Origin of the sequence: Pseudochelatococcus sp. G4_1912 (assembly GCF_047501465.1) — a bacterium.
Classification (GTDB): Bacteria; Pseudomonadota; Alphaproteobacteria; order Rhizobiales; family Beijerinckiaceae; genus Pseudochelatococcus.
In genome coordinates this window covers 1,040,063-1,065,492 of the sequence record NZ_JAZDRL010000001.1, presented here as the reverse complement: position 1 = coordinate 1,065,492, position 25,430 = coordinate 1,040,063, and the positions used below count along the sequence as shown (strand labels likewise).

Annotated in this window: 26 protein-coding genes; 12 read left to right on the top strand and 14 right to left on the bottom strand. The window is 55.5% G+C overall.

What is annotated here, in order from left to right; translation table 11 throughout:
- Positions 1–64: 64 nt before the first annotated feature.
- Complete coding sequence (gene efp / locus VRZ32_RS04870) at positions 65–631, top strand: elongation factor P (RefSeq protein WP_414525041.1); 567 nt, start codon at positions 65–67, stop codon at positions 629–631.
- 406 nt (positions 632–1,037) lie between these two features.
- Positions 1,038–1,466: an organic hydroperoxide resistance protein gene (locus VRZ32_RS04865; protein ID WP_414524572.1), complete on the top strand. Its 429-nt coding sequence runs from the start codon at positions 1,038–1,040 to the stop codon at positions 1,464–1,466.
- Between the two features lie 58 nt (positions 1,467–1,524).
- Here VRZ32_RS04865 and VRZ32_RS04860 read toward each other — a convergent pair whose 3' ends face one another.
- Positions 1,525–2,448: a sugar kinase gene (locus VRZ32_RS04860; protein WP_414524571.1), complete on the bottom strand. Its 924-nt coding sequence runs from the start codon at positions 2,446–2,448 to the stop codon at positions 1,525–1,527.
- 123 nt (positions 2,449–2,571) lie between these two features.
- On the opposite strand from VRZ32_RS04860, the gene VRZ32_RS04855 reads away from it, so the two are divergent.
- Complete coding sequence (locus tag VRZ32_RS04855) at positions 2,572–2,892, top strand: hypothetical protein (protein WP_414524570.1); 321 nt, start codon at positions 2,572–2,574, stop codon at positions 2,890–2,892.
- A 79-nt stretch (positions 2,893–2,971) separates the two neighbouring features.
- On the top strand, positions 2,972–3,628 hold the full coding sequence (gene msrA / locus VRZ32_RS04850; RefSeq protein ID WP_414524569.1) for a peptide-methionine (S)-S-oxide reductase MsrA: 657 nt from the start codon (positions 2,972–2,974) through the stop codon (positions 3,626–3,628).
- Positions 3,629–3,651: 23 nt separating this feature from the next.
- Here msrA and mepA read toward each other — a convergent pair whose 3' ends face one another.
- Positions 3,652–4,599 carry a penicillin-insensitive murein endopeptidase gene (gene mepA / locus VRZ32_RS04845; RefSeq protein WP_414524568.1) on the bottom strand — a complete coding sequence of 316 codons (948 nt, stop codon included), beginning with the start codon at positions 4,597–4,599 and terminating at the stop codon, positions 3,652–3,654.
- Between the two features lie 395 nt (positions 4,600–4,994).
- On the opposite strand from mepA, the gene VRZ32_RS04840 reads away from it, so the two are divergent.
- The 6 genes from VRZ32_RS04840 to VRZ32_RS04815 all read left to right on the top strand — a co-directional run bounded on the left by VRZ32_RS04840 (position 4,995) and on the right by VRZ32_RS04815 (position 9,954).
- A complete protein-coding gene (locus VRZ32_RS04840) occupies positions 4,995–5,825 on the top strand; it encodes a metal ABC transporter ATP-binding protein (protein ID WP_414524567.1) in 831 nt (276 codons plus the stop codon).
- Positions 5,826–5,832: 7 nt separating this feature from the next.
- The gene (locus tag VRZ32_RS04835) at positions 5,833–7,035 is read left to right on the top strand and encodes a metal ABC transporter permease (RefSeq protein WP_414524566.1); all 1,203 of its coding nucleotides are present in this window, start codon (positions 5,833–5,835) and stop codon (positions 7,033–7,035) included.
- Between the two features lies 1 nt (position 7,036).
- Positions 7,037–7,957, top strand: a complete 921-nt coding sequence (locus VRZ32_RS04830; protein ID WP_414524565.1) for a metal ABC transporter permease — start codon at positions 7,037–7,039, stop codon at positions 7,955–7,957.
- A 209-nt stretch (positions 7,958–8,166) separates the two neighbouring features.
- Entirely contained in the window at positions 8,167–9,054 is an 888-nt protein-coding gene (rfbD, locus tag VRZ32_RS04825; protein ID WP_414525040.1) for a dTDP-4-dehydrorhamnose reductase, read from the top strand.
- 60 nt (positions 9,055–9,114) lie between these two features.
- The gene (locus VRZ32_RS04820; protein ID WP_414524564.1) at positions 9,115–9,540 is read left to right on the top strand and encodes a YeeE/YedE family protein; all 426 of its coding nucleotides are present in this window, start codon (positions 9,115–9,117) and stop codon (positions 9,538–9,540) included.
- 3 nt (positions 9,541–9,543) lie between these two features.
- Positions 9,544–9,954 carry a DUF6691 family protein gene (locus VRZ32_RS04815; protein WP_414524563.1) on the top strand — a complete coding sequence of 137 codons (411 nt, stop codon included), beginning with the start codon at positions 9,544–9,546 and terminating at the stop codon, positions 9,952–9,954.
- Positions 9,955–9,957: 3 nt separating this feature from the next.
- Here VRZ32_RS04815 and VRZ32_RS04810 read toward each other — a convergent pair whose 3' ends face one another.
- Entirely contained in the window at positions 9,958–10,611 is a 654-nt protein-coding gene (locus tag VRZ32_RS04810) for a transglutaminase-like cysteine peptidase (RefSeq protein WP_414524562.1), read from the bottom strand.
- A 372-nt stretch (positions 10,612–10,983) separates the two neighbouring features.
- Here VRZ32_RS04810 and eno point away from each other — a divergent pair, with 372 nt between their 5' ends.
- Positions 10,984–12,267 carry a phosphopyruvate hydratase gene (gene eno / locus VRZ32_RS04805; RefSeq protein ID WP_414524561.1) on the top strand — a complete coding sequence of 428 codons (1,284 nt, stop codon included), beginning with the start codon at positions 10,984–10,986 and terminating at the stop codon, positions 12,265–12,267.
- A 45-nt stretch (positions 12,268–12,312) separates the two neighbouring features.
- On the opposite strand, the gene rarD is transcribed toward eno, so the two are convergent.
- The 9 genes from rarD to VRZ32_RS04760 form a co-directional block, all read right to left on the bottom strand.
- Positions 12,313–13,218: an EamA family transporter RarD gene (gene rarD, locus VRZ32_RS04800; RefSeq protein ID WP_414524560.1), complete on the bottom strand. Its 906-nt coding sequence runs from the start codon at positions 13,216–13,218 to the stop codon at positions 12,313–12,315.
- Positions 13,219–13,370: 152 nt separating this feature from the next.
- On the bottom strand, positions 13,371–13,835 hold the full coding sequence (locus VRZ32_RS04795) for a type II toxin-antitoxin system RatA family toxin (protein WP_414524559.1): 465 nt from the start codon (positions 13,833–13,835) through the stop codon (positions 13,371–13,373).
- Positions 13,836–13,838: 3 nt separating this feature from the next.
- Positions 13,839–14,858, bottom strand: a complete 1,020-nt coding sequence (lipA, locus tag VRZ32_RS04790; protein WP_414524558.1) for a lipoyl synthase — start codon at positions 14,856–14,858, stop codon at positions 13,839–13,841.
- Between the two features lie 194 nt (positions 14,859–15,052).
- Complete coding sequence (locus VRZ32_RS04785) at positions 15,053–15,304, bottom strand: GlsB/YeaQ/YmgE family stress response membrane protein (RefSeq protein WP_414524557.1); 252 nt, start codon at positions 15,302–15,304, stop codon at positions 15,053–15,055.
- 103 nt (positions 15,305–15,407) lie between these two features.
- The gene (gene lpdA / locus VRZ32_RS04780) at positions 15,408–16,820 is read right to left on the bottom strand and encodes a dihydrolipoyl dehydrogenase (RefSeq protein ID WP_414524556.1); all 1,413 of its coding nucleotides are present in this window, start codon (positions 16,818–16,820) and stop codon (positions 15,408–15,410) included.
- A 79-nt stretch (positions 16,821–16,899) separates the two neighbouring features.
- Positions 16,900–18,243 (bottom strand): pyruvate dehydrogenase complex dihydrolipoamide acetyltransferase, encoded by a 1,344-nt coding sequence (locus VRZ32_RS04775; RefSeq protein ID WP_414524555.1) that lies wholly within the window; start codon positions 18,241–18,243, stop codon positions 16,900–16,902.
- Positions 18,244–18,255: 12 nt separating this feature from the next.
- Positions 18,256–19,650: a pyruvate dehydrogenase complex E1 component subunit beta gene (locus VRZ32_RS04770; RefSeq protein ID WP_414524554.1), complete on the bottom strand. Its 1,395-nt coding sequence runs from the start codon at positions 19,648–19,650 to the stop codon at positions 18,256–18,258.
- Between the two features lie 91 nt (positions 19,651–19,741).
- Positions 19,742–20,815, bottom strand: coding sequence for a pyruvate dehydrogenase (acetyl-transferring) E1 component subunit alpha (gene pdhA / locus VRZ32_RS04765; RefSeq protein WP_414524553.1), 1,074 nt, complete (start codon positions 20,813–20,815; stop codon positions 19,742–19,744).
- A 559-nt stretch (positions 20,816–21,374) separates the two neighbouring features.
- On the bottom strand, positions 21,375–21,710 hold the full coding sequence (locus tag VRZ32_RS04760) for an FtsB family cell division protein (RefSeq protein ID WP_414524552.1): 336 nt from the start codon (positions 21,708–21,710) through the stop codon (positions 21,375–21,377).
- Positions 21,711–21,879: 169 nt separating this feature from the next.
- Here VRZ32_RS04760 and VRZ32_RS04755 point away from each other — a divergent pair, with 169 nt between their 5' ends.
- On the top strand, positions 21,880–23,403 hold the full coding sequence (locus tag VRZ32_RS04755) for a methyltransferase regulatory domain-containing protein (protein ID WP_414524551.1): 1,524 nt from the start codon (positions 21,880–21,882) through the stop codon (positions 23,401–23,403).
- A gap of 125 nt (positions 23,404–23,528) precedes the next feature.
- Here VRZ32_RS04755 and VRZ32_RS04750 read toward each other — a convergent pair whose 3' ends face one another.
- Entirely contained in the window at positions 23,529–24,083 is a 555-nt protein-coding gene (locus VRZ32_RS04750) for a CinA family protein (RefSeq protein ID WP_414524550.1), read from the bottom strand.
- 28 nt (positions 24,084–24,111) lie between these two features.
- Complete coding sequence (locus tag VRZ32_RS04745) at positions 24,112–25,293, bottom strand: bifunctional 2-C-methyl-D-erythritol 4-phosphate cytidylyltransferase/2-C-methyl-D-erythritol 2,4-cyclodiphosphate synthase (RefSeq protein WP_414524549.1); 1,182 nt, start codon at positions 25,291–25,293, stop codon at positions 24,112–24,114.
- Between the last annotated feature and the right edge of the window lie 137 nt (positions 25,294–25,430).

The window sequence follows — 25,430 nt, the reverse complement described above, 5'->3', positions numbered from 1 at the left end:
CTGTCTGGCCCCATCCCGGAGGCCGGGCGCTGACGCAATTGAAAACAAAGCAGAGGTCTGTCACGTGAAGGTTATCGCGAGTTCCGTTCGTAAAGGCAACATCCTTGAGGTCGAAGGCCACCTGTGTGCCGTTCTTTCTGCCGAAAGCTTCTTCCCCGGCAAGGGCACACCAACGACCCAGATCGACATGCGCCGCATTTCCGATGGCGTGAAGGTTACCCAGCGTTACCGCACCACCGAGCAGGTGGAACGCGCTTTCGTTGAGGACGTGGATTTTTCCTACCTTTATCAGGACGGCGAATCCTACGTGTTCATGAACCCTGAGAGCTTCGAACAACTAACGGTTTCTGGCGATGTTGTCGGCGATCAGGCTGTGTATTTGCAAGAAGGCATGGGCGTCAAGTTGTCGATCTATGAAGGCAACGCCGTGTCGGTCGAGCTGCCTGCGCGTATCGTGCTTGAGGTTATGGAGACCGAGCCGACCATGAAGGGGCAGACCGCGTCATCCTCCTATAAGCCAGCTATTGTCTCCAACGGCGTGCGCGTCATGGTGCCCCCCCACATCGGTACCGGCACCCGCATCGTCGTCCAGACAGAAGATGGTACCTACGTAGAACGCGCCAAAGACTAAGAATGCGCTGATCTTCACGTCATGGTGGCCTGCAAATGGCAGTTTTCTGCGCTTCCGGTGCTCATGGACATTAAGTCCACTCCGCTCCGGTTCTCGATAACTACCATTTTCGGCTCACCCTGACGTGAAGCTCAACACATTCTGCGGTCGTTTTTCTGCATGGTTCTTTTGTGGCCGTGATTATGGGCTTCTTGCCTTCATTTGTGGGTATTAGGCCGCTGCGCTGCGGTTTTTGAGGTCTCGCGCTTTCATTGTGCGTTGCCTCCTGCCTGAGCAATATGCTCGGCAATCGTGCATTTATTCTCTTGCCGCTTGGTTGTCTTGTGAAGTTCGGTCATAGTCTTGGCCGCGCCGTATGAGCGCTCGCATGCCGTGGGTGCCGGAGTGGCGCAAGGGAGGTTATCTCATGACCGGAAACATTCTCTATACCGCAACAGCCACCGCAAAAGGTGGGCGCGGAGGCCATATTCGCAGTTCAGACGGCGTTCTTGAAGCCGATCTCATTGTTCCAAAAGGACTTGGCGGCCCCGGTGGTGCAGGCACTAATCCTGAACAATTATTTGCAGCTGGCTATGCCGCCTGTTTTGAAGGCGCTGTGCGCTTTGCTGCGCGTGAGGCAGGGGTGACTGTTGGGCCAGATACAAACGTGACCGCCAATGTCAGCATCGGCCCCCGTGAGGGCGGTGGCTTCCAGCTCAGCGTTAAGCTTCAGCCGCACCTCGATGGCGTCGATCCCGCAAAGGCTCAGGAACTCGTGAATACTGCGCACGAGAAAATCTGCCCCTACTCACATGCCACACGTGGCAATGTCGAAGTGACCATCGAGCTCGTATAGGGCTGAGCGGTCGTCATTCGAGAATATGGCTTCCCTGAATGTGGGAAGCCGTCAATTTTCAGGATGCTAAAAACGCTTCAACAGCAGCTCGTTGCGGCATTGGGGCAACTGCTCCCCGCCCTTGTGTGGACAGCGCTGCTGCTGCATTGGCATAGGCGGCGGCTATAAATGGATCGTTCGTGCGCAGCCATTCCGCCAGAAACGCACCACCAAAAGTATCACCCGCGCCTGTTGCATCAATGGCTTTGACGGAACGTGCCGGAATAATCTTTCGCTCATTGCGCAAGGCAATCATGGTGCCATCTTTGCCCAGCGTCAGTGCAACAATTTTGCAGCCGAGATTGAGATAGAAATCGCAGATTTCATCTGCGTTATCCAATCCCGTAAGCTGGCGGGCGTCATCAAGGCCGGGGCGTGCGATATCAGCATGCGCCATTGCCGCATGGGTCACGGCGCGAGCGCGCTCTAATGGCCACAGATTGAGGCGCAGGTTTGAATCATAACTTACCCGCACACCATTTTCACGCGCATGATGAATGGCGGTAAACACGGCATCGCAGGCTGAGGTGGAAATTGCCTGGCTGATCCCGGAAACATGCAGCACTTTTGCGCTGGCGATGAGGTCCAGCGGTACCTCTGCGGGGGTAACAAGGCTCGCGGCTGAGCCAGCGCGGTAATAGGTGAAGAAGTGGCCTTCAGTGCCATAGCCGATAAAATACAAGCCTGTGCGCTGGCCGGGAACGAGCTTCACATAGCTGGCATCAATGCCTTCCCGCTGCCAAAGGGCGGCGAAATCCCGTCCGAATGCGTCATCACCCAGGGCGGTGAAAACCGCCACACGCGCACCCTGGCGGGCGGCAGCTACGGCTACGTTCGAAGTGTCGCCGCCAAAGCCCGGTAGATAAAGCGTCTGACCATCGCGCTCAATCTGCGCGAGCTCCATCATAGGTTCGCCGAAGGTGACAATGTCGAAACCCTGCATGTTTCCCGCTCCTCCCGATCGTGCATCTTGGCGGCTGAGGGCATGTTGCCCTTGGTAAGCTCTGTTGTTACCTTGTTTCTGATGTCAGGGGTATCCTGATATATCGATATCGGAGCAGGATTTATGCGCTTTGTGTTTCGCCTTGTGGGCTTTCTGCTCCTTGTTGCCGGTTTTGTGATGCTTATCGTGGATGGAGCGCGCGCTATCGCAGATGATAGCCTCGTCTTTACCCATCTGGGGCCCGTACTGGCGAAGTTAATGCCAACATTCTATCCACGAATCGAGCCGCTTGCAGTAGAGAGGGTCAGTCCCTATCTGTGGGATCCGGTGCTTGTGAATCTGTTCCATGCACCTGCTTTTGCGGCTGCAGCAGCGCTGGGCGTCATTTTTCTGTGGTTGGGACGGCGCCCCGTAGAACCGATCGGGTTCTCGACTCAACGCTGAAAAGCCGAGTAGAGAAAAATGCATCAGATGACCCAAAAAGCGGTGTCGACTTTTTGGTTGATGCAATAAGGAGGCCGCCATGGCATGGTTCAAGGATGCATCAGAAAAGCTGACATTGCCTTCACGCGATACAGCATTACCTGGCCGTGATACCCCTTTGCCAACAGCCCATACGCATTTCGTCAACGGACGCCCGTTGAAAGGGCCTTATCCCGATGGCTATGAGACAGTATTGCTCGGGCTTGGTTGCTTCTGGGGGGCGGAGCGGCTGTTCTGGAACTTGCCGGGTGTGTGGGTGACAGCAGTTGGCTACGCCGGCGGCTTCACGCCAAATCCCACTTATGAGGAAGTATGCTCTGGCCGCACTGGCCATACAGAGGCAGTGTTGGTGGTGTTTGATCCGGCTGAGGGCAATTTCGAGCAATTGCTGAAGGCATTTTGGGAAAGCCACGATCCCACCCAAGGCAACCGGCAGGGCAATGATATCGGTACGCAGTATCGTTCTGCGATCTACACCACCAATCCAGCACAAAAAGCAGCTGCCTTGGCCTCACGCGAGGCTTATCAGCGGGCCCTTGAAGAGCGCGGGTTTGCGCCCATCACGACGGAAATCGCTGATGCGCCCGTGTTTTATTTCGCAGAAGAATATCACCAGCAATATCTCGCCAAAAATCCCGGCGGGTACTGCGGCTTGGCTGGCACTGGCGTGACATGTGTTGCGCAGGCGCATCGCTAGCTTTTGGTTTGATGCCGCAAGCCTCAAGGTGCGTTCAACACCGCGCTGCATTGCGGCGGCAAGTCGCTGAGCTTGAGCGGCGGCGGAGGTGGTGTTTTCTTTGGATTTCGTGCCTCATACGAGAACCACCAATCAAGGTCGGCCCCGCAGCCATCGTTGGCCGGAGGGGGATCCTGATTACGGCAGGCTGCATTGCCAGGTGGACAGTGCATGCGGATGTGGAAGTGATAATTATGCCCTGCCGCTGGCCGCACCTTAGATAACCACGCACGATTGCCCGAAGCCTCGCGGCACAACGCCCGTTTTATCGCCGGATTGACGAACAACCGCGCCACTTGCGGCTGTGATGCTACGTGGCGAAGTAGACGATGATGGGCGGATGTCCAGCGGGCGGGGTCAACATCGTTCCAATCACTGGCGACGACATTGGTGGCCGATAGGTTATCGCGCTCATTTTTGCTGAGGCGCTTTTGCGGGCTTGGGGTAAGCCAGATATCTGCATCGATGCCGATTTGATGTGATGCATGGCCTGTCAGCATGGGTCCGCCGCGCGGTTGGCCCATATCGCCGACCAGCAAGCCCGGCCAATCCGCTGCTGCGGGGGCTGTTGTGGCGATTTTCTGGATGAAGGCAATCAAATCGGGGTGCCCGAAAGCGCGGTTGCGCGAGGGGCGCATGACTTGCCAATGATCGCCATCAGCTGGCAGCTCTACGGCACCCGCAACACAGCCCTTGGAATAAAAGCCATAGACTTGTGCTGGATGGGGTGAGGGCGTCGTTGCCTGTCCGAAAAGACGGCGCGCTGCATCTTGCGGCAAAGCCTTGAGCACAGCTTGACGACGCGCAGCCTCCTGCTGTGCCGTATCTTGCGCATGCGCGATCGTTGAGAATGCGCCCGCCAATATCGATAACAGCAGCAACATTGAAATTGAAAAGCGCCGTCGTAAAAGTCGCAATAAGGCGTCGAGCATCCTGAAAAGCCTATTCGTCGCGATTGAACTATGCAGAAACTGACAGGATTGTGCACTACATGCAACTGACGCCAGGGTGCGAAAATATGGTGGCCGCATGATTCACCTCTTGGCAGGGTTGTGCACTTGTTGCATCTCATTCGCAATTGCATGAGATGCAACGTATCAGTATATAAGAAAAAGCCTCTGGAATCGGGTGATGGAGACGCCATTCACTGGCATGCTATTGCGAATGCGTTGCATCCGTCCCAATTTCGCCGGAATGGGGGGCGCATAGAGTTTGAAGATTGGGAATATTACTTGCTTCTGGGCACAGGTAATACCCACATGAGATGAGACACGTTGCGTAAAAAGCAGCTTTTTAGGGACCAGAGACAGACATCGTGAGCATCCGCATGCCAAAGCTCGTCGCGAAAGATGGTCGCGTGTTAACGCAAGCCAATCGTGAAAGCCCTTTCGCGATTTCTGGCCTGTCTGTCAGTTATGGCGGGAGACCTGCTGTTCTGTCCGTAGATTATGTCACGCCCCCCGGTGCAATGGTTGCTATTGTCGGGCCAAATGGTGCTGGCAAATCAACACTCATCAAGGGCGCTCTTGGTATCGTTCCGCGGATAGCGGGCGAGGTGACTGTTTTTGGTGCCCCGCGCGAAAAAGCGATGGGCCGCATCGCTTATGTGCCACAGCGGGCCAGTGTCGATTGGGATTTTCCTGCCACTGTTATCGATGTTGTGATGATGGGCTATTATCGTAAGCTCGGCCTTTTTCGGCTTGCAGGGCGGCGCTATCGCCAGGCTGCGCTGGAATGCCTTGAGCGTGTCGGTATGGCAGCCTTTGCAGATCGGCAGATTGGCCAGCTGTCGGGTGGCCAGCAACAGCGTGTATTCATTGCGCGCGCATTGGCGCAGCAGGCCGATCTTTATATCATGGACGAGCCTTTTGCCGGCGTTGATGCGGTGACAGAACGCGCGATCATCGCGGTTTTAAAGGATCTACAGGCAGCGGGCAAAACGATTATCTGCGTGCACCACGACCTTGGCACGGTGACTGACTACTTCGACCACGTGCTCTTGATCAACGTACGCCGCATTGCGGATGGTCCTGTGGCTGAGGTGTTTACGCATGATAATCTGCAGGAAACCTATGGCGGGCGCTTGCTGACGACACAGATGTCGGGCAGTCCAACACCGCCATCTTCGGGCCCTCAGCTGTCACCGCGAGGGTTTTGAGGCCGTGATGCAGCAGCTTCTTGCGGCCCTATTTCTCTCTGCAGGGTATAACACGGCGCTGGTAACAGTGGGCGCTGCGATTCTGGGTGCGAGTGCGGGCGCTATTGGCACGTTCATGCTGTTGCGCAAACGCTCGTTGGTAAGCGATGCGATCTCCCATGCCACACTGCCAGGGCTCGCGGTGGCATTCATCGTGATGGCGATGGTGACGGGCGATGGTCGTTTCATGCCGGGATTGCTGGTGGGCGCGGCGTTAAGCGCTGGGCTTGGTCTGTTGCTGGTTGAGTGGATCACGCGTCGCACGCGCTTGACTGAGGATGTCGCGATTGGTGCGGTATTATCCGTATTTTTCGGCCTTGGCGTCGTGTTGTTGACGGTTATTCAGGCGATGGATACGGGGCGTCGTGCTGGGTTGGAAGGGTTTTTGCTGGGGTCTACCGCCGGCATGCTTCTCAGCGAAGCAGAAGTGATTGCTGTGGCCGCGGCCCTTACGGGTCTTGCGGTTTATGCGCTGCGCCGCCCGTTGACGCTGGTGTGTTTTGATCAGGAATATGCGGCCACGCAAGGTGTGCAAGTGCGCGCTACTGATTTGGCGATGATGGCGCTGGTGCTGGCGGTAACGGTTATCGGGCTTAAAGTGGCAGGGTTGGTGCTGATCGTGGCGTTAACAATCTTGCCGCCGGTAACCGCCCGTTTCTGGACAAACAGGCCGCAACGCATGGCATTGATCGCGGCCATAATCGGTGCGCTTTCAGCCTATCTCGGTGCGGTGATTTCATCGTTGGGCGAGGGGTTGCCGACGGGTGCATTGATTGTGCTGGTGTCGTTTGCGGTATTTCTCTTATCTCTGATTTTCTCGCCTTTGCGCGGGCTGTTGGCTGGGCAGATCACGACATTATCACTGCGCACGCGGGTGCATGAGCGGCAGGGCCTGCTGGCTTTGGCGCATGAAGAAACAATATTCGATCCGCTGACGCTCAAGGTTTTGCGTCGTTCAGGATATATCCGTGCGGATGGCACTGCGACGCAGGAGGGGCGCTCTGCAGCGCTCGCTGCTATGCGGGAGGAAGCGTTGTGGGGGTTGTATCGGCGGCTTTGTCCCGATGATGCGATGATTGAGGGCTATCATGGCCTCACCCAGATCAATGAGGCGCTGCCACCTGATATCGTGAGCGATCTTGAGCGCCGTTCCACGCTGAGGGAGGTGTGAGATGGGGGCAGATTTTGTCATGCTCGGTCTCGTGCCGATGGTGGTGGGAGTTTTGACCTCACTGTCATGCGCGCTTCTTGGTAACTTTCTGGTGCTGCGTCGCCAGGCGCTGATTGGGGATGCTATCAGCCACGTCGTGCTGCCGGGGATTGTGCTGGCATTTGTATTTACGGGTTCGATCTCTGCCGGCCCCATGTTGCTGGGTGCGGGTGCGGCGGCGGTTGGTGCGCTGGTGTTGATTGAGGTCATCCGCCGCGCAGGCCGTATTGAGCCGGGTGCTGCGATGGGGGTTGTGTTTACGGCGCTGTTTGCGGCAGGTGTGCTGCTGCTGGAGCAAACTGATACGCGCAAGGTGCATCTTGATGTTGAGCACGCGCTTTATGGCAATCTGGAAAGCATCGTCTGGTTTGCGGCAGAAGGCTGGAGCTCATTGCTTGATAGGGCAGCCCTTGCCGATCTGCCTGCACCGGTTGCGCGTCTGGCGCTGACATTACTGGCCGTGATCGCTTTCATCGCAGCTTTTTGGAAAGAGCTTTTCATTGGCACTTTCGATGCAGGTTTCGCTCAAAGCGTCGGTGCCCGCCCAGGCCTGATCGGTTTTGCGCTGGTGGTGATGGTGGCTATCGTTGCGGTGATGGCGTTCGATGCAGTTGGGGCGATTATCGTGGTGGCAATGTTCATTTGTCCCGCCGGAGCCGCGCGTCTGATGACCAATCGTCTTATGCCGCAGCTCTTATGGAGCATGGCTTTTGCCGTGATTGCGGCTGTGGTTGGTTATGTGCTGGCAGCTTATGCGCCGCTATGGCTCGGTTTTTCATCAAGCGTCAGCGCTGCCGGGATGATGGCGGCAGTGAGTGGGTTGATGCTCGCGCTCGCATGCATTGCCGGTCCAAAGCGGCATCGGCTTGGGGTCAAGAGCTGAGGTCTATTTGTTATCATGATGTTATAAGCCGCGTCGATGCGGCGAGCGTTTGCCCTCTTGCAAGACGCAATTGAGGGAAATCTGGCGCGTGATGATATTGTTAGTTCACTCGATTTCAAAATTTCATGACACTTTAAAAACGCAATGGCACTCTAATCCGTTTTGCCAAGTCATGATGGTGGCGCTTAAGGTTTATGAGGATTGGAATGATGCGTATCGTGGTTACCGGCAGCGAAGGGCAGGTTGCGACAGCGCTTGGTGAACGCGGCGTTGCAATGGGCGTTGAGATTGTTCGTCTAGGCCGCCCAACACTTGATCTGGCGCGTCCCGAAACAATCCGCACCGCACTGATCGAAGCGCGTCCGGACGTGATCGTGAATGCCGCAGCTTTCACAGCGGTTGATTTGGCGGAAGACGAGGCGGAGATGGCCTTTGCTGTCAACGCAGTGGGAGCAGGCGAGGTTGCTGCGGTAGCGCATGCGCTGAATGTGCCCGTTATTCAGATTTCTACCGATTACGTGTTTGATGGCACCAAGCAGACGCCTTATGTCGAAGATGATGCAACTGGGCCTACTGGCGTTTATGGTGCCTCGAAACTTGCAGGAGAGGCGGCTGTTGCACAGGCCCACGCCAATCATGCGATTCTGCGCACGGCTTGGGTCTATGCGCCATATGGCAAAAACTTCGTACGCACGATGTTGCGTTTGGCGGAAACGCGCGATGAGCTGCGGGTGGTGGCTGACCAGGTTGGTTCTCCAACCTATGCGCCCGACATTGCCGATGCCGTAATCCGCGTTGCACAGAATCTTCTGGCACAGCCCAACAATGCCGGCCTGCGCGGTGTTTTCCATCTGGGGGGAGAGGGTGAAGCAAACTGGGCACAGCTGGCTGAGGCAACATTTGCATTGGCTGCCTTGCATGGCGGCAAGGGCGCTACGGTGTTCCCCATCTCGACTGCCGAATATCCCACGCCGGCCCGTCGTCCCGCAAATTCACGGTTGGACTGCACAAAGATTGCGCAACAGCATGGCGTGATGATGCCGGCCTGGCGCGACTCTCTGGCGCAATGTGTGAAGCGGTTATACGCTGGTTCGTGAGCCGAGGGATAATATCTTCAAGCTGACATAAAGGCCCCTCTGCGTAATAGGGATGCTGGAATGACGACTTTTACGCCCCTGGCGTCGCTGATTGGTGGCGCGATCATAGGTTTTTCTGCCGTGTTGTTGATGGCGCTGGAAGGACGTATTGCCGGTATCAGCGGCATTGCAAGTCGCCTGCTGCCACCTGTCGATGATCGTTTTCCCGCACGCCTTGCCTTCATTGCAGGGCTTGTTATCGCGCCGTTTGTCGTTGCTGCCGTGACGGGCGAGCCGGTTTTGCAAACGGTATCATCAAACTATCCATTGATGACGGTTGCGGGTTTTCTTGTTGGTTTTGGGTCCGTATTCGGCAGCGGGTGTACATCCGGACATGGGGTTTGCGGCCTGTCGCGCCTTTCCATGCGCTCAATGGTAGCAACGCTGATATTCATGTTAACCGCTTTCATCACCGTATTCGTCGTTCGGCATGTGATTGGAGGGTGAGAGATGTCGATTCTCATCAACCTGCTGACAGGTCTTCTGTTTGGCATCGGCCTCGTGATATCCGGCATGAGTGATCCGGCCAAAGTGCTTAATTTCCTTGATTTGTTTGGCTCGTGGGATCCATCGCTCGCCTTTGTGATGGGCGGGGCAGTGATCGTTGCTTTCATTGGTTATCGGTTCGTATTGAAGCGTGAGCATCCGTTGTTTGATACGCAATTTCATCTGCCCACGAACCAGGACATCGATCGCTCTTTGATAATTGGCGCGGCGGTGTTTGGCGTGGGTTGGGGGCTTGGTGGATTCTGCCCTGGCCCTGCTTTCGTTGCCTTGGGATTGGCGCACACAGGCACGCTTGCGTTTGTGCCCGCAATGTTAGTGGGTATGAGCGTGGCGCGTTGGGCTACAATGCGGTGAAATTCACTGTGCGGCTGTTGCGATAGCTGGCGGTGTGGTGCCAAGCGAGACCCAGCGGTTAGGATTCAGGTTTGCCTGACGTTTCACATAGCTGTAACCCGTCTCGCTCCACAGCAGTACCCGGTTGCGTTTGTTGTCGAGAATGAAGTCGCCTCGATCAGTCCGGACTGTCAACACAGCGTGGCCAGCGTTGTCGAGGTCACGCACCACGGTCATCATCAGAGCTGCGAGGGGCAGGCCAGCCTCGTGCAGCAGGCGGCGCTTTTGCAGAGCGTAATCCTCACAATCGCCAAAGCCATCCTCGGGATAATCCCACGACTCAGCAATACCCCAATGTTCTTCGTCGGAGAGAGGGGAGATTGTCGTGTTTACGCTAGTGTTGATTTGCAGAATCAATGCCCACGTTTCGGCATTAAGCTTGACGCTACCAGGGCGGTTATCACGGAGCTGGCAGGTTGTAGGGTATTTCTGGCAAAAATCTTCCCAGCCTACGGGGTGGGATGTGAGGCCCGTTTCTGTCTGCCAAACCTCGCTGGAGATAGCCACAGCGGGAAGGCGCACCGCGCGTTGGCGCGCATCAGCGGTGCTCAAAGAGAGCAGTGCCGAGAATGCAAGGCAAAAGCCTAGAACAGTTACGCGGTACACGAAACGGGTCACGATGATACCTCATCATTAACGTTTCGTTAGCTTTGATCATTGCAGCCATTCTGGCAAGCCAAGTTAACGCAGGTTAACCATTTTTCTGTCAGAAGCGCATTTTTATTGGCTGGCTAACGGCAAGCTGAATTCTTGCAAAAGCCATGGATAATCAACTGAGTGATCGCACTTTTGTGCGTTCATTTATGATTAAGGTTAATAAAAGATTGACGAGGTTTGGGGGGCTGACATGGGTCAGCTCGGCTAGAATCGGCGAAATTCATCGTTCAGGCCCGTTTTCAGCCGGGTTGTTTTGGCGTACAAGCCCGAATGCCTGACGCTGCGGATCACGAGGCGCGATCCGCTAGCCAAGAGAGCTTAAAGGAGCCGTTGATGACTGCCATCATTGATATCGTAGCGCGTGAAATTCTGGACAGCCGTGGTAACCCCACTGTCGAGGTGGATGTTGTTCTGGAAGATGGTTCGATGGGCCGAGCTGCGGTGCCATCAGGCGCATCCACTGGTGCACACGAGGCTGTAGAGCTGCGCGACGGCGACAAGAGCCGTTATGGTGGCAAAGGCGTGCTAAAGGCGGTTGAGGCCATCAACCACGAGATTTTCGAAGCTATTGGTGGTTTCGACGCGGAGGATCAGGTCAAGGTCGACGAGACGCTCATTGCGCTTGACGGCACGCCTAACAAGTCCCGTCTTGGCGCAAATGCGATTCTGGGTGTGTCGCTCGCTGTGGCCAAGGCTGCGGCTGAGACATCTGGCTTGCCGCTTTACCGTTATATCGGTGGAACGTCGGCGCGCGTATTGCCTGTGCCGCAGATGAACATCATCAACGGTGGTGCGCACGCGGATAACCCCATCGACTTCCAGGAGTTCATGATTCTACCAGTCGGAGCTGGCAGCATTCGTGAAGCCGTGCGGGTTGGTGCCGAGATTTTCCATACGCTGAAAAAGTCTCTGCATGAAGCTGGGCACAACACCAGCGTGGGTGATGAAGGTGGCTTTGCGCCAAATGTGCAGTCAGCTGAAGAAGCGCTCGATTTTATCATGAAGGCGATTGAAACCGCAGGTTTCAAGCCTGGTGATGACGTGGTGCTCGGCCTTGATGTTGCAGCAACAGAGTTCTTCAAGGATGGGAACTACGTCTACGCCGGCGAGAAGAAGACCCGTTCCAGCGCCGAGCAGGTCGATTACCTGGAGAAGCTCGTTTCGCGCTATCCAATTGCCACCATTGAAGATGGCATGGCAGAAGATGATTGGGCTGGCTGGAAGCTGCTGACGGATCGTCTGGGCAGCAAGACGCAGCTTGTTGGTGATGATCTGTTCGTGACCAATGTTGTGCGTTTGGCGCAGGGCATTGAGCAGGGCGTGGGTAACGCAATTCTGGTAAAGGTCAACCAGATTGGTTCGCTGACGGAGACGCTTGCAGCCGTTGAGATGGCGCATCGCAATGCTTATCGTTCTGTGATGTCGCACCGCTCGGGTGAGACGGAAGACACGACCATTGCCGATCTCGCAGTGGCAACCAACGCTGGCCAGATCAAGACAGGTTCGCTCAGCCGCTCCGACCGGATTGCAAAGTACAACCAGCTGATTCGCATTGAAGAAGAGCTTGGCCCTTACGCGCAATATGCGGGTAAGGCAGCACTTAAAGCGCTGGCATAATGATTGATAAGGCGCTCCTTTCAGGGGCGCCTTTATTCTTTGTTTTTATTTGCGTGCCTGTACCACACTCGACCATGTAAAAATAATAAGCCCGATCCAAATCAAACCGAACGCAATCGCCTGCGTGATTGAAAAGGGCTCCTTGAAACCGAAAACGGCTGTCAGAAACACCAGTGTTGGTGCGATATATTGCAAGATGCCGAGCGTCGTCATGCGCAGTTTGCGGGCACCAATAGTGAACAGGATCAAGGGGCCAGCTGTGGCTGGTCCTGAAATCACGAGTAATAGCGCATCCCAATTATTGGCTGTGCCAAAATTGCTCTGCCCGGAAACAATGAGCCAGGTTAAATACGCAATTGCTGGAAGTGACAGGATCATCACCTCAAGTGTAAACCCCTGCAGGGCCGCAACAGGCAAAGTTTTGCGTAGGTAACTGTAAAAGGCGAATGAGAACGCAAGTGCCAAAGAAATCCACGGCACGCCGCCTGCACGAAAGCTCAACAGACCCACCGCTATCGCCGCCAATGCAACAGCAAGGATTTGTGCCCGGCTCAAGCGTTCATGCAGTAAAACCACACCAAGCGATACGCTGACCAGTGGGTTGATGTAGTAGCCTAGTGCCGCCTCAAGCGTACGGCCATTCATGATTGCCCAGACATAGGTGCTCCAGTTGAAGCAGATCAGGGCCGATGTCACGCATGCCATCATCAGCACACGCGGATTGCGGATGGCTTGCCCCATCGCCCCAGAACGGTCTGTAGCCAGCAAAAGCAGGCCCGCGAAGGGCAATGACCACACGATCCGATGGGTCATGACTTCCATAATTGGCAGGTGAGCAATCAGCTTTAGAAAAAGCGGCAGGAGGCCCCACATGACATAGGCCAGAATAGCGCAGGCAAACGCCTGATGTGATTCTGTCGATGGCCGAACAGCCATGGATGGGTGACTCATGTCATATTCCTGCAGCACCGAAAGTGCCAGTAAGCCATTAGAGCTGCGCTACTATGGCCCAGTCATGGCCTTGCGGCCAGCGCGTGCAGGTCAATGCACCCATGTGAAATTGCGTAAGTCGGTGCGCTTTCAAGCTGTCAGTATGCGGGTGGTCAGACGCGTTTATCGCCATAAATTGCATCTGCACGGGCGGCGAAGGCGTCGGAGAATTTCTGGAACGCCTTATCAAACATTGCGCCCATCAGCATACCCAGCATGCGGCTTTTAAACTCGTAGGAGATAAAAAAGTCGACGATGCAAGCCTTTCCATCCTCATCAGCACGAAAAACCCACCGGTTTTCGAGAAAACGGAAAGGACCATCAACGTATTCAACCAGAATGCGCAACCGCGGGCGATCGAGCGTCACCCGGGTGGTAAAGGTTTCGCGGATGGCTTTATAGCCAATGCCCATATCGGCAATCAGGGTTTCAATACCCTCGCCGCTATTGATGCGCTGGCGCACATGCAGGCTTTCGCATAACGGCAAAAAAGCCGGGTATTGCTCGACATCCGCAACCAGATCAAACATGGCAGCGGGAGTGTGTTTTACTTTACGCTCGTTACGGAAAGCAGGCATGGTTTATCGGCCCGTCTGCGCTGCACGTGCGGATTTCAAACGGGCAAAGTCCTCGCCTGCATGGTGCGACGAGCGCGTCAGCGGGCTGGAGGACACCATCAGGAAGCCCTTGGCATAGGCAGTTGTTTCAAATGCCTTGAACTCATCCGGCGTGACAAAGCGAATGACGGGATGATGCTTGCGGGTTGGCTGAAGATACTGGCCGATGGTGATGAAATCGACCTCGCCAGAGCGCAGATCGTCCATCAACTGCAGCACTTCGTTGCGCTCCTCACCTAGGCCAACCATGATGCCTGACTTGGTGAAAATTGTCGGGTCCAGCTCCTTTACCCGCTGTAGCAAACGGATGGAGTGGAAGTAGCGTGCGCCCGGGCGCACTTTCAGATATTTCGATGGAACGGTTTCAAGATTGTGATTGAATACATCGGGACGCGCTGCAACTACAATCTCTAGCGCGCCGGGTTTGCGCAAAAAGTCTGGCGTGAGGATCTCGATTGTCGTCTTGGGTGAGCGTTCACGAATGGCACGGATGACCTGCGCAAAATGCTCAGCGCCGCCATCTGCCAGATCATCACGATCCACCGAGGTAATGACGACATGCGTCAGGCCAAGCTTTTCAACGGCTTTGGCGACACTATCCGGCTCATTCTGATCGAGCGGCTGCGGCATGCCGGTTTTCACGTTGCAGAATGCACATGCGCGTGTGCAGGTGTCGCCCATAATCATGAAAGTTGCGTGCTTCTTTTCCCAGCATTCGCCAATGTTGGGGCAGCCCGCCTCTTCACAAACGGTCACAAGCTTGTTTTCACGCACAATACGGTTGGTCTCGGCCCACTTCGGCGAGCCAGGGGCTTTTACCCGAATCCAGTCAGGCTTGCGCGCCATTGGCTGATCGGGCCGGTGCGCCTTTTCGGGATGGCGAGCTTTTGCATTAGCTGCTGCTTCATCCGGCTGTGCGGCTTCTGGAGACACATCGAGTTTGCGGCGCGGATCGCGGTTGAGAATATCCAATACGACCGCCATGCCTCAAAACTCCCTAAGCGACTATCTGTGACGCCTCCAATTAGCGTCAGTTGATCAGGCTGTGAATGACATCGAACAGCTTATTAAAAATCAATACGCACCCTGCTTCAACATTCAAGCACGGTGCGCACTGGTGTAATCGACTGTCCTGACGGATGCAATGGCGTATCCGGCAGGGGAGATAGCTTGCCTGGCTATGCTCGTCGGAGCAGGCCGACGATAAACAGCAGCACAATCGCCCCTATCGTTGAAACAACAAGGCTTGGGATGAACCCCGTTCCTTGCCATATACCAAGCATTCCGAGGATGACTGGCCCGATAAACGCACCAATCAAACCAATAACCAGGCTGACGAGGAGGCCACCACTGCGGCCCATCAGACTTTGCGCAATCCATCCGGCCAGAATGCCGATGATGATTGCGCCAATAATACCAACGCCCTGCATGTGTTTCTCCCTGACTTTTACAAGCGGACCAAAGAGAAACGCCAAGCTTGGCCTTTCGTTCCACTTTGAATCCATCTTTTCGTCAAGGGGGCACAGAGTCTATCTAGATGTGAATGGCGCGGCCATAAGCATCCAGAACGCTCTCATGCATTGTTTCTGATAGCGTGGGGTGTGGGAACACCGCATGCATCAGCTCTTCTTCCGTCGTTTCAAGATTGAGCGCGATGACAAAGCCCTGAATAAGCTCTGTCACTTCTGCGCCAATCAGGTGTGCACCTAGTAGGCGGCCCGATTTCTTGTCGAAAATGGTTTTAACAAGGCCTTCAGGCTCGCCCAAGGCAATTGCCTTGCCGTTACCCATGAACGGGAAGCGACCGACGCGGATATCATAACCCGCCTCCTTCGCCTTTGCTTCTGTGAGACCAACCGAGGCAATCTGCGGATTGCAGTAGGTGCAGCCGGGAATCTTTGCCTTATCGAGCGCATGCACAGGCAGCCCCTTGATGGCTTCAACTGTCAGCGTGCCCTCGTGCTCAGCCTTGTGCGCGAGCATTGGCGGACCCGCCACGTCGCCGATCGCATAGATGCCTGGCACGTTCGTGCGGCCCAAACCATCGGTAACGATCACGCCACGATCTGTCTTCACGCCAATCTTTTCGAGGTCAAGACCTTCGATATTGCCCACCACGCCAACTGCCGAAATCACGCGATCCACGGTGAGCGTCTGCGTGCCTTTCGGTGTTTCAAGCGTTGCAGTGACGCTGTCTGTGCCCTTATCGAGCTTGGCAACCTTGGTGTTGGTCAACACCTTGATGCCCTGCTTTTCAAACCGCTTGCGGGCGAGTTCAGCAATTTCTGCATCCTCAACCGGCAAAATCTGCGGCAGAACCTCGACCACAGTCACTTCCGCGCCCATGGTGCGATAGAACGAAGCGAATTCGATACCGATTGCGCCCGAGCCAACCACGAGCAGAGACTTCGGAATGGCAGGCGGCACCATCGCTTCAAAGTAGGTCCAGATCAGCTTTTTGTCTGGCTCAAGCCCCGGCAGCACACGTGGACGCGCGCCTGTCGCGATGATGATATGCTTGGCCTGATACGTGCCACCACCCAGCGCACCCTTAGGCGCATCTGGCGTTGCGGAGATGGTGATTGAGCCAGGCGCATCAATCTTTGCATCGCCCCAGATCACATCGACCTTATTCTTCTTCAGCAGGAAGCCAACGCCCGTGTTAAGCTGCTTCGAGACGCCGCGTGAACGGTCCACAATCGCCTTGGCATCGAAACCGATGTTGCTGGCGCTCAGGCCATAATCCTTGGCGTGCTGGAAATAATGATAGATTTCTGCAGAGCGCAGCAGCGCTTTAGTCGGAATGCAGCCCCAGTTAAGGCAAATGCCGCCCAGATAGGAGCGCTCGACAACGGCCACCTTGAAACCAAGCTGGGCCGCACGGATCGCGGTTACATAACCACCGGGGCCGGAGCCGATAACAATAATATCGTATGAATTGGCCATAACAGCCTCTCTTGATCCCAGAGGGATAATTGGTCCGAAAAAAGCGGTAGCCGGAGATCCGGCTACCATGAATGCAAAATTAGACGAGAAGGCTCATGGGATTCTCGATCAGCACCTTGAAGGCAGCAATAAGCTCTGCGCCCAGCGCGCCATCGACAGCGCGGTGATCGGTGGAGAGCGTTACCGTCATCACTGTAGCAACAGCAGGCGCGCCATCCTTCACCACAACGCGCTTCTCACCAGCGCCAACAGCCAGAATGGTTGCATGCGGCGGGTTGATGATCGCGGAAAACTCCTTGATCCCAAACATGCCAAGGTTCGACACAGCCGATGAACCGCCCTGATATTCTTCAGGCTTCAGCTTGCGGTTGCGGGCGCGGCCAGCCAGATCCTTCATTTCGTTGGAAATGGCCGACAGCGTCTTGACGTCTGCATTGCGGATGACAGGCGTAATCAGACCACCGGGGATCGATACGGCCACGCCGACGTCAACCACCTTGTGGCGCAGCATGGCATTGTCGGTCCAGCTGACGTTGGCATCCGCTACCTGACGCAACGCCAGAGCCTGTGCCTTGATCACGAAATCGTTCACCGAGACCTTATAGGTCGGCTTGCCGTCCTTATCCTTGGGAGCCGCAGCGTTGATCTGCTCGCGCAGCGCCAGCAGTGCATCGAGTTCGGTATCAACGGTGAGGTAGAAGTGCGGCACTGTTTGCTTCGATTCCACCAGACGACGCGCAATCGTCTTGCGCATGCCATCGTGCGGGATTTCTTCATAGCTGCCAGCCGCGAAGAGTTTCTTCACTGCATCATCGCCGCTTGTCGCAGGCTTGGCGGCAGGCGCTGGAGCCGTTGCTGCCATAGCAGGTGCTGCTGCAGCCTTGGTTGAGCCGCCTGCAATCGCTGCCTGAACGTCACGCTCAATCACGCGTCCATGCGGGCCTGTGCCCTTCACAGTTGCAAGATCAATCCCGGATTCCTTGGCAAGACGTCGCGCCAATGGCGATGAAAACACGCGCTCGGCATGAGAGGTCGCCTGAGGCGCTGTTTGCGGAGCAGCGACTGGTGCTGCTGGTGTAGACGCAGCCGGTGCACTGGTTGGCGCTGGCGCAGCAGGTGCAGCCGCCGGCGCGGGAGCGCTACCCGCAGAAGCAGATGCGATAGCTGCAGCAACGTCTTCACCTTCTTCAGCCAGAATGGCGATGATGTCATTCACCGGTACATCGGCAGTGCCTTCAGCAACAAGGATCTTGGCAATCACGCCCTCATCCACGGCCTCGACTTCCATCGTGGCCTTGTCAGTTTCGATCTCGGCGAGGATATCGCCGGATTTCACTGTGTCGCCTTCTTTCTTCAACCACTTGGCCAGATTGCCCTTTTCCATCGTTGGAGACAGGGCCGGCATCAAAATCTTGATCGACATGGACCTCTCCCGTCAGCGATAGGTAACAGCCTTGACCGCCGCGACGACATCGTCGGCGGTTGGCAGAGCAAGCTTTTCAAGGTTTGCAGCATAAGGCATTGGAACATCCTTGCCGGAAACGCGCAGTACTGGCGCATCAAGCCAATCAAACGCATGTTCCTGCACCAGCGCCGCGATTTCCGCGCCAACGCCAGACTGCGCCCAGCCCTGTTCAACAGTAACCACGCGTCCTGTCTTTTTGGCAGAAGTAAGCACCGTTTCGGTATCGAGCGGGCGCAGCGTGCGCAGATCGATAACTTCAGCCTCAATGCCTTCCGCAGCAAGCTTTTCAGCTGCTTCGAGGGCATAGATCATGCCATAAGACCAGGCCACCAGCGTGACGTCCGACCCGCTGCGAGCAATCCGCGCCTTGCCGATTGGCAGCACGAAATCATCCATCTTCGGCACAGGGAATGAGTGGCCGTAGAGAATCTCGTTCTCAAGGAAAATCACAGGGTTTGGATCGCGGATCGCTGCCTTGAGCAAGCCCTTCGCATCAGCTGCGGAGTAAGGCGCAACCACCTTGAGGCCGGGAACATGGCTGTACCACGCCGAGTAATCCTGACTGTGCTGTGCACCCACGCGCGCGGCTGGGCCGTTAGGGCCGCGGAACACAATCGGGCAACCAAGCTGACCGCCAGACATATAAAGCGTCTTGGCAGCAGAGTTGATGATCTGATCAATCGCCTGCATGGCGAAGTTGAACGTCATGAACTCGACGATCGGCTTCAGACCCGTAAATGCAGCACCTACGGCGATACCCGTGAAGCCATGCTCAGTGATAGGCGTATCGATTACACGGCGTGGCCCAAACTCCTGCAGCAGACCCTGCGTGATTTTGTAAGCGCCCTGATATTCGGCAACTTCTTCACCCATGACAAACACATTGTCATCGGTACGCATTTCTTCTGCCATGGCATCACGCAGCGCTTCACGCACTGTCATCGTGACAAATTCGGTGCCAGCAGGCACTTCCGGATCAGCAGCCACTTCAGCCTGTGGCGCGCGAGGCGCAGCAGGAACGGATGCGGGCGCTGCAGCTGGTGCAGCCTCAGGCGCTGCTGGCGCTGCAGCTTGCGGTGCCGGGGCGGTAGCCGCAGAGCCTGCAGCAGCTGCGACATCTTCACCTTCGCCAGCAATGATGGCGATTGGCGTGTTAACAGCAACCTCTTCCGTACCTTCAGGCACGAGGATCTTGGCTAGCACACCCTCATCAACCGCTTCGACTTCCATAGTCGCCTTGTCGGTTTCGATCTCAGCGAGCACGTCGCCGGACTTGATGGTGTCACCCTCTTTTTTCAGCCACTTGGAAAGTTTACCGCTCTCCATCGTTGGAGAAAGTGCGGGCATCAGAATATCTGTCGGCATGATGGATCTTCCGGCAATTATTAGAATGAATCAGACGATCGGTTGCCGGCATAGCATTTCAGTTTGCCGGCTTTGCAAAACGTCAGCGAGATTACTTCAGAACGTCAGTCCACAGTTCCGATGGATCGGGCTCGGGGTCGTGGGTGGCAAAATCCGCCGCCTCGTTCACGATCTCACGCACCTTTGCATCGATGGCCTTCAGTTCGCTCTCGTCAATCTTCCATTCCTCAAGGAGGCGATGCTTCACCTGCTCAATCGGATCGTGCTCTTCGCGCATGCGCTGGACTTCGTCCTTCGAGCGGTACTTCGCAGGGTCCGACATTGAGTGACCGCGGTAACGGTAGGTCTGCATTTCCAGCAGATACGGCCCCTTGCCGGAGCGCGCCCAATCAATAGCGCGCTGGCCCGCTTCATAAACCGCGCGGTAGTCCATACCATCCACCTGCTCGCCGGGGATGTTGAACGATACACCGCGCTTCGACAGATCTGTCTGCGCAGATGCGCGGCTCAACGAGGTGCCCATGGCGTAGCGGTTGTTCTCGATCACGTAGACAACCGGCAGCTTCCAAAGCTCTGCCATGTTGAAGCTTTCGTAAACCTGCCCCTGGTTGGCAGCGCCGTCGCCGAAGTACGTAATGCTGACAGCGCCGTCATTCCGGTAGCGGTTGGCGAAGGCGAGGCCGGTGCCAAGCGATACCTGCGCGCCAACAATGCCGTGGCCGCCATAAAAATTCTTCTCGCGGGAGAACATGTGCATCGACCCGCCCTTGCCGCGCGAGTAACCGCCGCGACGCCCGGTAAGTTCTGCCATCACGCCCTTGGAATCCATACCGCAGGCCAGCATGTGACCATGGTCGCGATAGGCGGTGATAACCTGATCACCTTCCTTCTGCGCCATTTGCATGCCGACAACGACAGCTTCCTGCCCGATATAAAGGTGGCAGAAGCCGCCAATCAGACCCATGCCGTACATCTGGCCAGACTTTTCTTCAAAGCGGCGGATGAGGAGCATTTCGCGATAAGCTTCGAGATCCTGATTGTGGTTTAGCAGAATGGGTGCAGATGTGCTGGCAGCGCGTGCGCCAGCTGCTTTCCCGCCTCGTCCGCGCCGTGCGGAACCCGATTCCTGCCCTGCACGGGGTGTTTTTCTTGCTGTGCCAGCCATGGCGTATCCTCCCAGACGACGCTCAATAGTTAATAACTTTTCCAGATGCTGTTTACCCTAGACGAAGCCTTTTGGCGAGAGGCAAAAGTATGCAATTATTAGGTTCTTTTGAAACTAACCAGCTGATAATGCGGTCGTTTCTGAGATTAACCTGTTTTCAGTTAAATAAAGAAAATTTAAAGCTGCTTGAGGTAGGGATTTCTATGATGCAATAACGCCAGCAAGCATTGTCACGTAATTTTGAGAGCAGTCTTGTGATGCATTTAAGAAATGGGGGCGTGATGCTGCAGCTGGAGCAACAGGATCGTTTGCATAATCATATGCATTAGCAACGCTTGATCGATCAGCGCTGGTGAAAGCTGGTGTAATGCTTTCCCAGTTTATGTCAAAGGAGATGCTGCGTCGCGAGCGAGCAAAGGGCAAGTTAATAATGGCTATGCAGTATAGATTAAGGTCTTGCTATTATAAATGGCCAGATTGCTGCAGCGAAAATTGCTTGATGTAATGGGGCCCCAAAAGACATAAATGCGCCATGGATCATCCGGCGCGCATTTATATCTTATTTCAGCGGCCGTCCATTAGCGCCGTTGAGGAACACGATTACGTCATTCTCATGGACAAGCCCAAGTGTTTTGCGGGCCTCTTCTTCCAGAATATCTGCGTCGATCTTGCCAGCCCGCACCAATGCCGTACGGCGATCCCACTCGGCATGCTCCGCCTTTAGCGCATCAAGTTCAAGTGTCTTATCGTATATCTGGCGTTTGTATTCGCGCTTGGCCTCAAGGCCACGTGTGCCATTCTGGGCGTGGAACAGGAAATATCCCACCACCACCGCCGAAACGGAGTATAAAAAAATCGGTATAAGAAAGGCGCGCAGGCGCTTGCGTTTGACCATGCCGGAATGATACTCCTCTGTGGTTAATGGGGAATTAACGAAGTATTCGTGGATTATATAACAAGCGCTGTACAATCGGTTACGGCAGGTGCTACATTTTTGCGATGTATGCGTGAAAAGTAAACCGATCTGTTAAGACAAGTGCAAATTACATCTATTGGGGATATCCATGTCTGAATGGTCCGAGGGTTATGTAACGGAAGTCGAATATACAATCGGTTTCTTTGCTGAACTGGCGCCTGAACTATTGCGATTTGCCATGTTGTCGCAAGGACTTGATGCACCGCGCGGACCGATCTCCTATCTGGAGCTTGGTGCGGGTCATGGCCTGACATCCAACATTATAGCCGCTGTTAATCCGGATGTTGATGTTGTTGCGGTGGACTTCAACCCTACTCACATCACTCGTGCCAAAGCACTGGCCGATAAGGCTGGCACGAAGAATGTCAAGTTTCTTGAGCGTAGCTTCCAGGATCTGGCGCGCGATGATAGCCTGCAAAGCTTTGATATCATTGCACTGCATGGCGTTTACAGCTGGGTGAGCGAGGCTAACCGTGGTTATATCCGCGATATCATTCGCCGCAACCTCAAACCGGGTGGTATTGTTTACGTTTCCTACAACGCTTATCCAGGTTGGTCATCGGGCTCTACATTGCAGCGTGTACTCCGCGATGGCGGCGCATTAGGTGGCGGTTCGGTGCAGCAGCAGGTGTCGCGTGGTATTGGTCTGCTCAACCGTTTGAAGGAACTCAATGCAGGTTTCTTCGCATCGACACCAGGCGCTGACGCGCGGCTTGAAGATATGAAGAAGCACCCGATTTCCTATCTCGCGCATGAGTATATGAACAGCGATTGGGATGCCTTCTTCTTTAGCGATGTCGCAAAGGCTTTGGGCGAATCCAAGGTTGTTTATGGTACACAGGCGAACCTTGCCGGACAGACTGACCTCTTGAACTTTACACAAGAGCAGCGTGAGCTTTTAGGTTCGGTCCCGGATCCGATCTTCCGCGAAATGACGCGCGATATTATCCTCAACACTTCCTTCCGTCGTGACATTTATGTGCGCGGGGCTAACCAGCTGTCAAAGCAGGTGCAGAAGGATATCTGGAACAATCAGCGTTTCGTTCTCTTGCAGGCCCCGGCTGATGTGCCGCGCAAGATTGGTTCGCGCGTTGGCGAGGTCACACTGCAGGCCGAGGTCTACGATCCAGTGCTGGCAGCGCTTGCCAAGGGCCCGCAGACGCTGGCTGATCTGATGAAAGATGAAGGCGTCGCCAGGATTTCATGGGAACGCGCCGCAGAAGCGCTCCATTTCCTTGCAATGCTTGGTGTTGTTCATCTGGCCCTTCCTGCAGAAGGTGATGCCGATCGTGCTGTGCGGGCCAAGGCTGTCAACACGGCTATCCTGGAGCGTGTCGAGGCAGGCGATGATATTCAGGCGCTGGCTTCACCAGTTACCGGATCGGGCGTGGGTATTGATAACCTGTCGCAGCTATTTGTGCTCGCGCACTGGAAGGGCGCTGAGGATAAGGTCGTGTTCGTTCGTCAGATACTGAAGGATCGCGGTCACAACGTTATGAAGGATGGCGTTGTCGTCGAAGACGAAGAACTCGCACTTACATGTTTGCGTGATGCTGAAAAGGGCTTCAATGAACGCACCATGAAAGTACTGCAGCGCACGGGCATCCTGTAAGGATGTATTTGGTTCTCGTGTAATGATGGCCCGCCTGCATTTCTGCTGGCGGGCTTTTTTATCTAATCATTTGTTTATGCATCAGGTTTATCCAAAAATCGGTATCCTCTTTTGGATCGGATGCGTTATGTTGTGGTAGAAGTAGTCATGATCTGCTCCAGCAGAGTGAGCGCTACGATGACTGCTTGTCGGCGGATGGCGGTGCGGCCTGTGTCGGCGAAGTGATGGACAGCATGCCGGGTGGTCTGGCCGCGTCTGGCTGCTGCGAAATGCACCAGGCCGACTGGCTTGGTGGCCGATCCGCCGCCAGGCCCCGCGATGCCTGTAATAGCAACAGCTACATCAGCGGTTGGTAGATGTGCCAATGCGCCTTCCGCCATTGCGCGTGCGACCAGTTCGCTAACGGCGCCTTGCGAGGCGAGCAGATCCGCTGGGACGCCTATGCTGGTGCGTTTGGCATCGTTCGAATAGGTGATAAAGCCGCCTTCTACGACATTGGATGAGCCGGGGATTTCCGTCAGCACCCCACAGACCAATCCGCCTGTGCAGGATTCGGCGGTGGCGATGCGCAGGCCTTGCTGGCGCGCAATGGTCAATATCCGCTCGGCTTGGGAGAGAAGATCAACGGGAAAGTGAGTTGCTGCCGATGCTTGCTCTGTCGATGAGGATTTATCTATCATCGCTTTCTCCCGTTCTCTCTGTGTTATGTCATGATCCTTGGGGCAGCCGTATTGTGGCTGCGGCCTGGGCGGCGATGCCTTCGGCACGTCCCGTGAAGCCTAGTCGTTCGGAGGTGGTGGCCTTTACAGATACGCAATCTAACGGCAGATCGGTAATTGCGGCAATGCGTGCGCGTATGGTGTCGCGGTGGGGGCCGACTTTCGGCGTCTCGCAGATCACCGTCGCATCGAGATGATCAAGCACACCGCCGCGTTGGCGTAGCAGGTTGATTGCATGGATCAGGAACTGGTCGGATGCAGCGCCTTTCCACTTCGGATCGCTTGGTGGAAAATGGCTGCCAATGTCACCATCAGCCAAGGCGCCGAGCAGGGCATCGGTAAGAGCATGCAGCACGACATCACCATCGGAATGTGCGGTGACGCCCTGTGTGTGTGCAATCTTGACACCGCCTAGCCAGATGTGATCGCCTGCGGAGAAGGCATGCACGTCAAAACCGGTGCCGACGCGGGTGATCATAGGCGTGTGCAGGCGCTGTTCAGCGGCGTCGAAATCGCTCTGCGTGGTGAGCTTCATATTATTGGCATCTCCAGAGAAGACGTGGACCGGCTGGCCAGCCCAGGCGACAAGGGCGGCGTCATCCGTGAAGGTCGTTTCTTGTTCGGCTTGCGCCCGTATGTGTGCGGCAAATAATGGGGCGAACGCGAAAGCCTGCGGTGTTTGTACCGCACGCAGTGCTTCACGGTCTACTGTTCCCGTGATGCGCCCTAGCGTATCAATGGTCTTGATCGTATCAGTGACAGGCGTGCCGGGAATGGCGGCGTCATAAGTCTGTGCTGCCGCTATGGTTTCGCTGAGGAGGGCCTGCGATACGAATGGGCGTGCACCGTCGTGTATCAGAACGGTTGCAGGTGGTGCATTTCTCAGCGCCCAGAGGCCAGCATGGACTGAACCCTGGCGCGTATCGCCGCCAACGACAGGGGCAAGGAATTTCGATGTATCTTTTAAGGGCGCAAGGCTGGCCTCGTAATGCGCCTTATCATGAGCGCCTATGACCACGAGGATGCGGTTGATAGCAGGGTGCGCGATGAAAGCGCGTAGCGTGCGCGTCAATACGGGTTCGCCGCCAAGCAGGCGATATTGCTTGGGCGCACCTGCGCCGGCACGGGTTCCCTGCCCTGCGGCAACGATGATGGCGATAATATCGGACACGACGCTTTATTTCCCTCGGATAATTATGCTGTTTGATAGGCCAGCCCCGCGCGCGAGGCAACCATCAGCACGCTCTGCTGAACGATATGATGCAGGTCATTTTGCAAAAAGTGTTGCGTTGAAGACGAAATGATTGT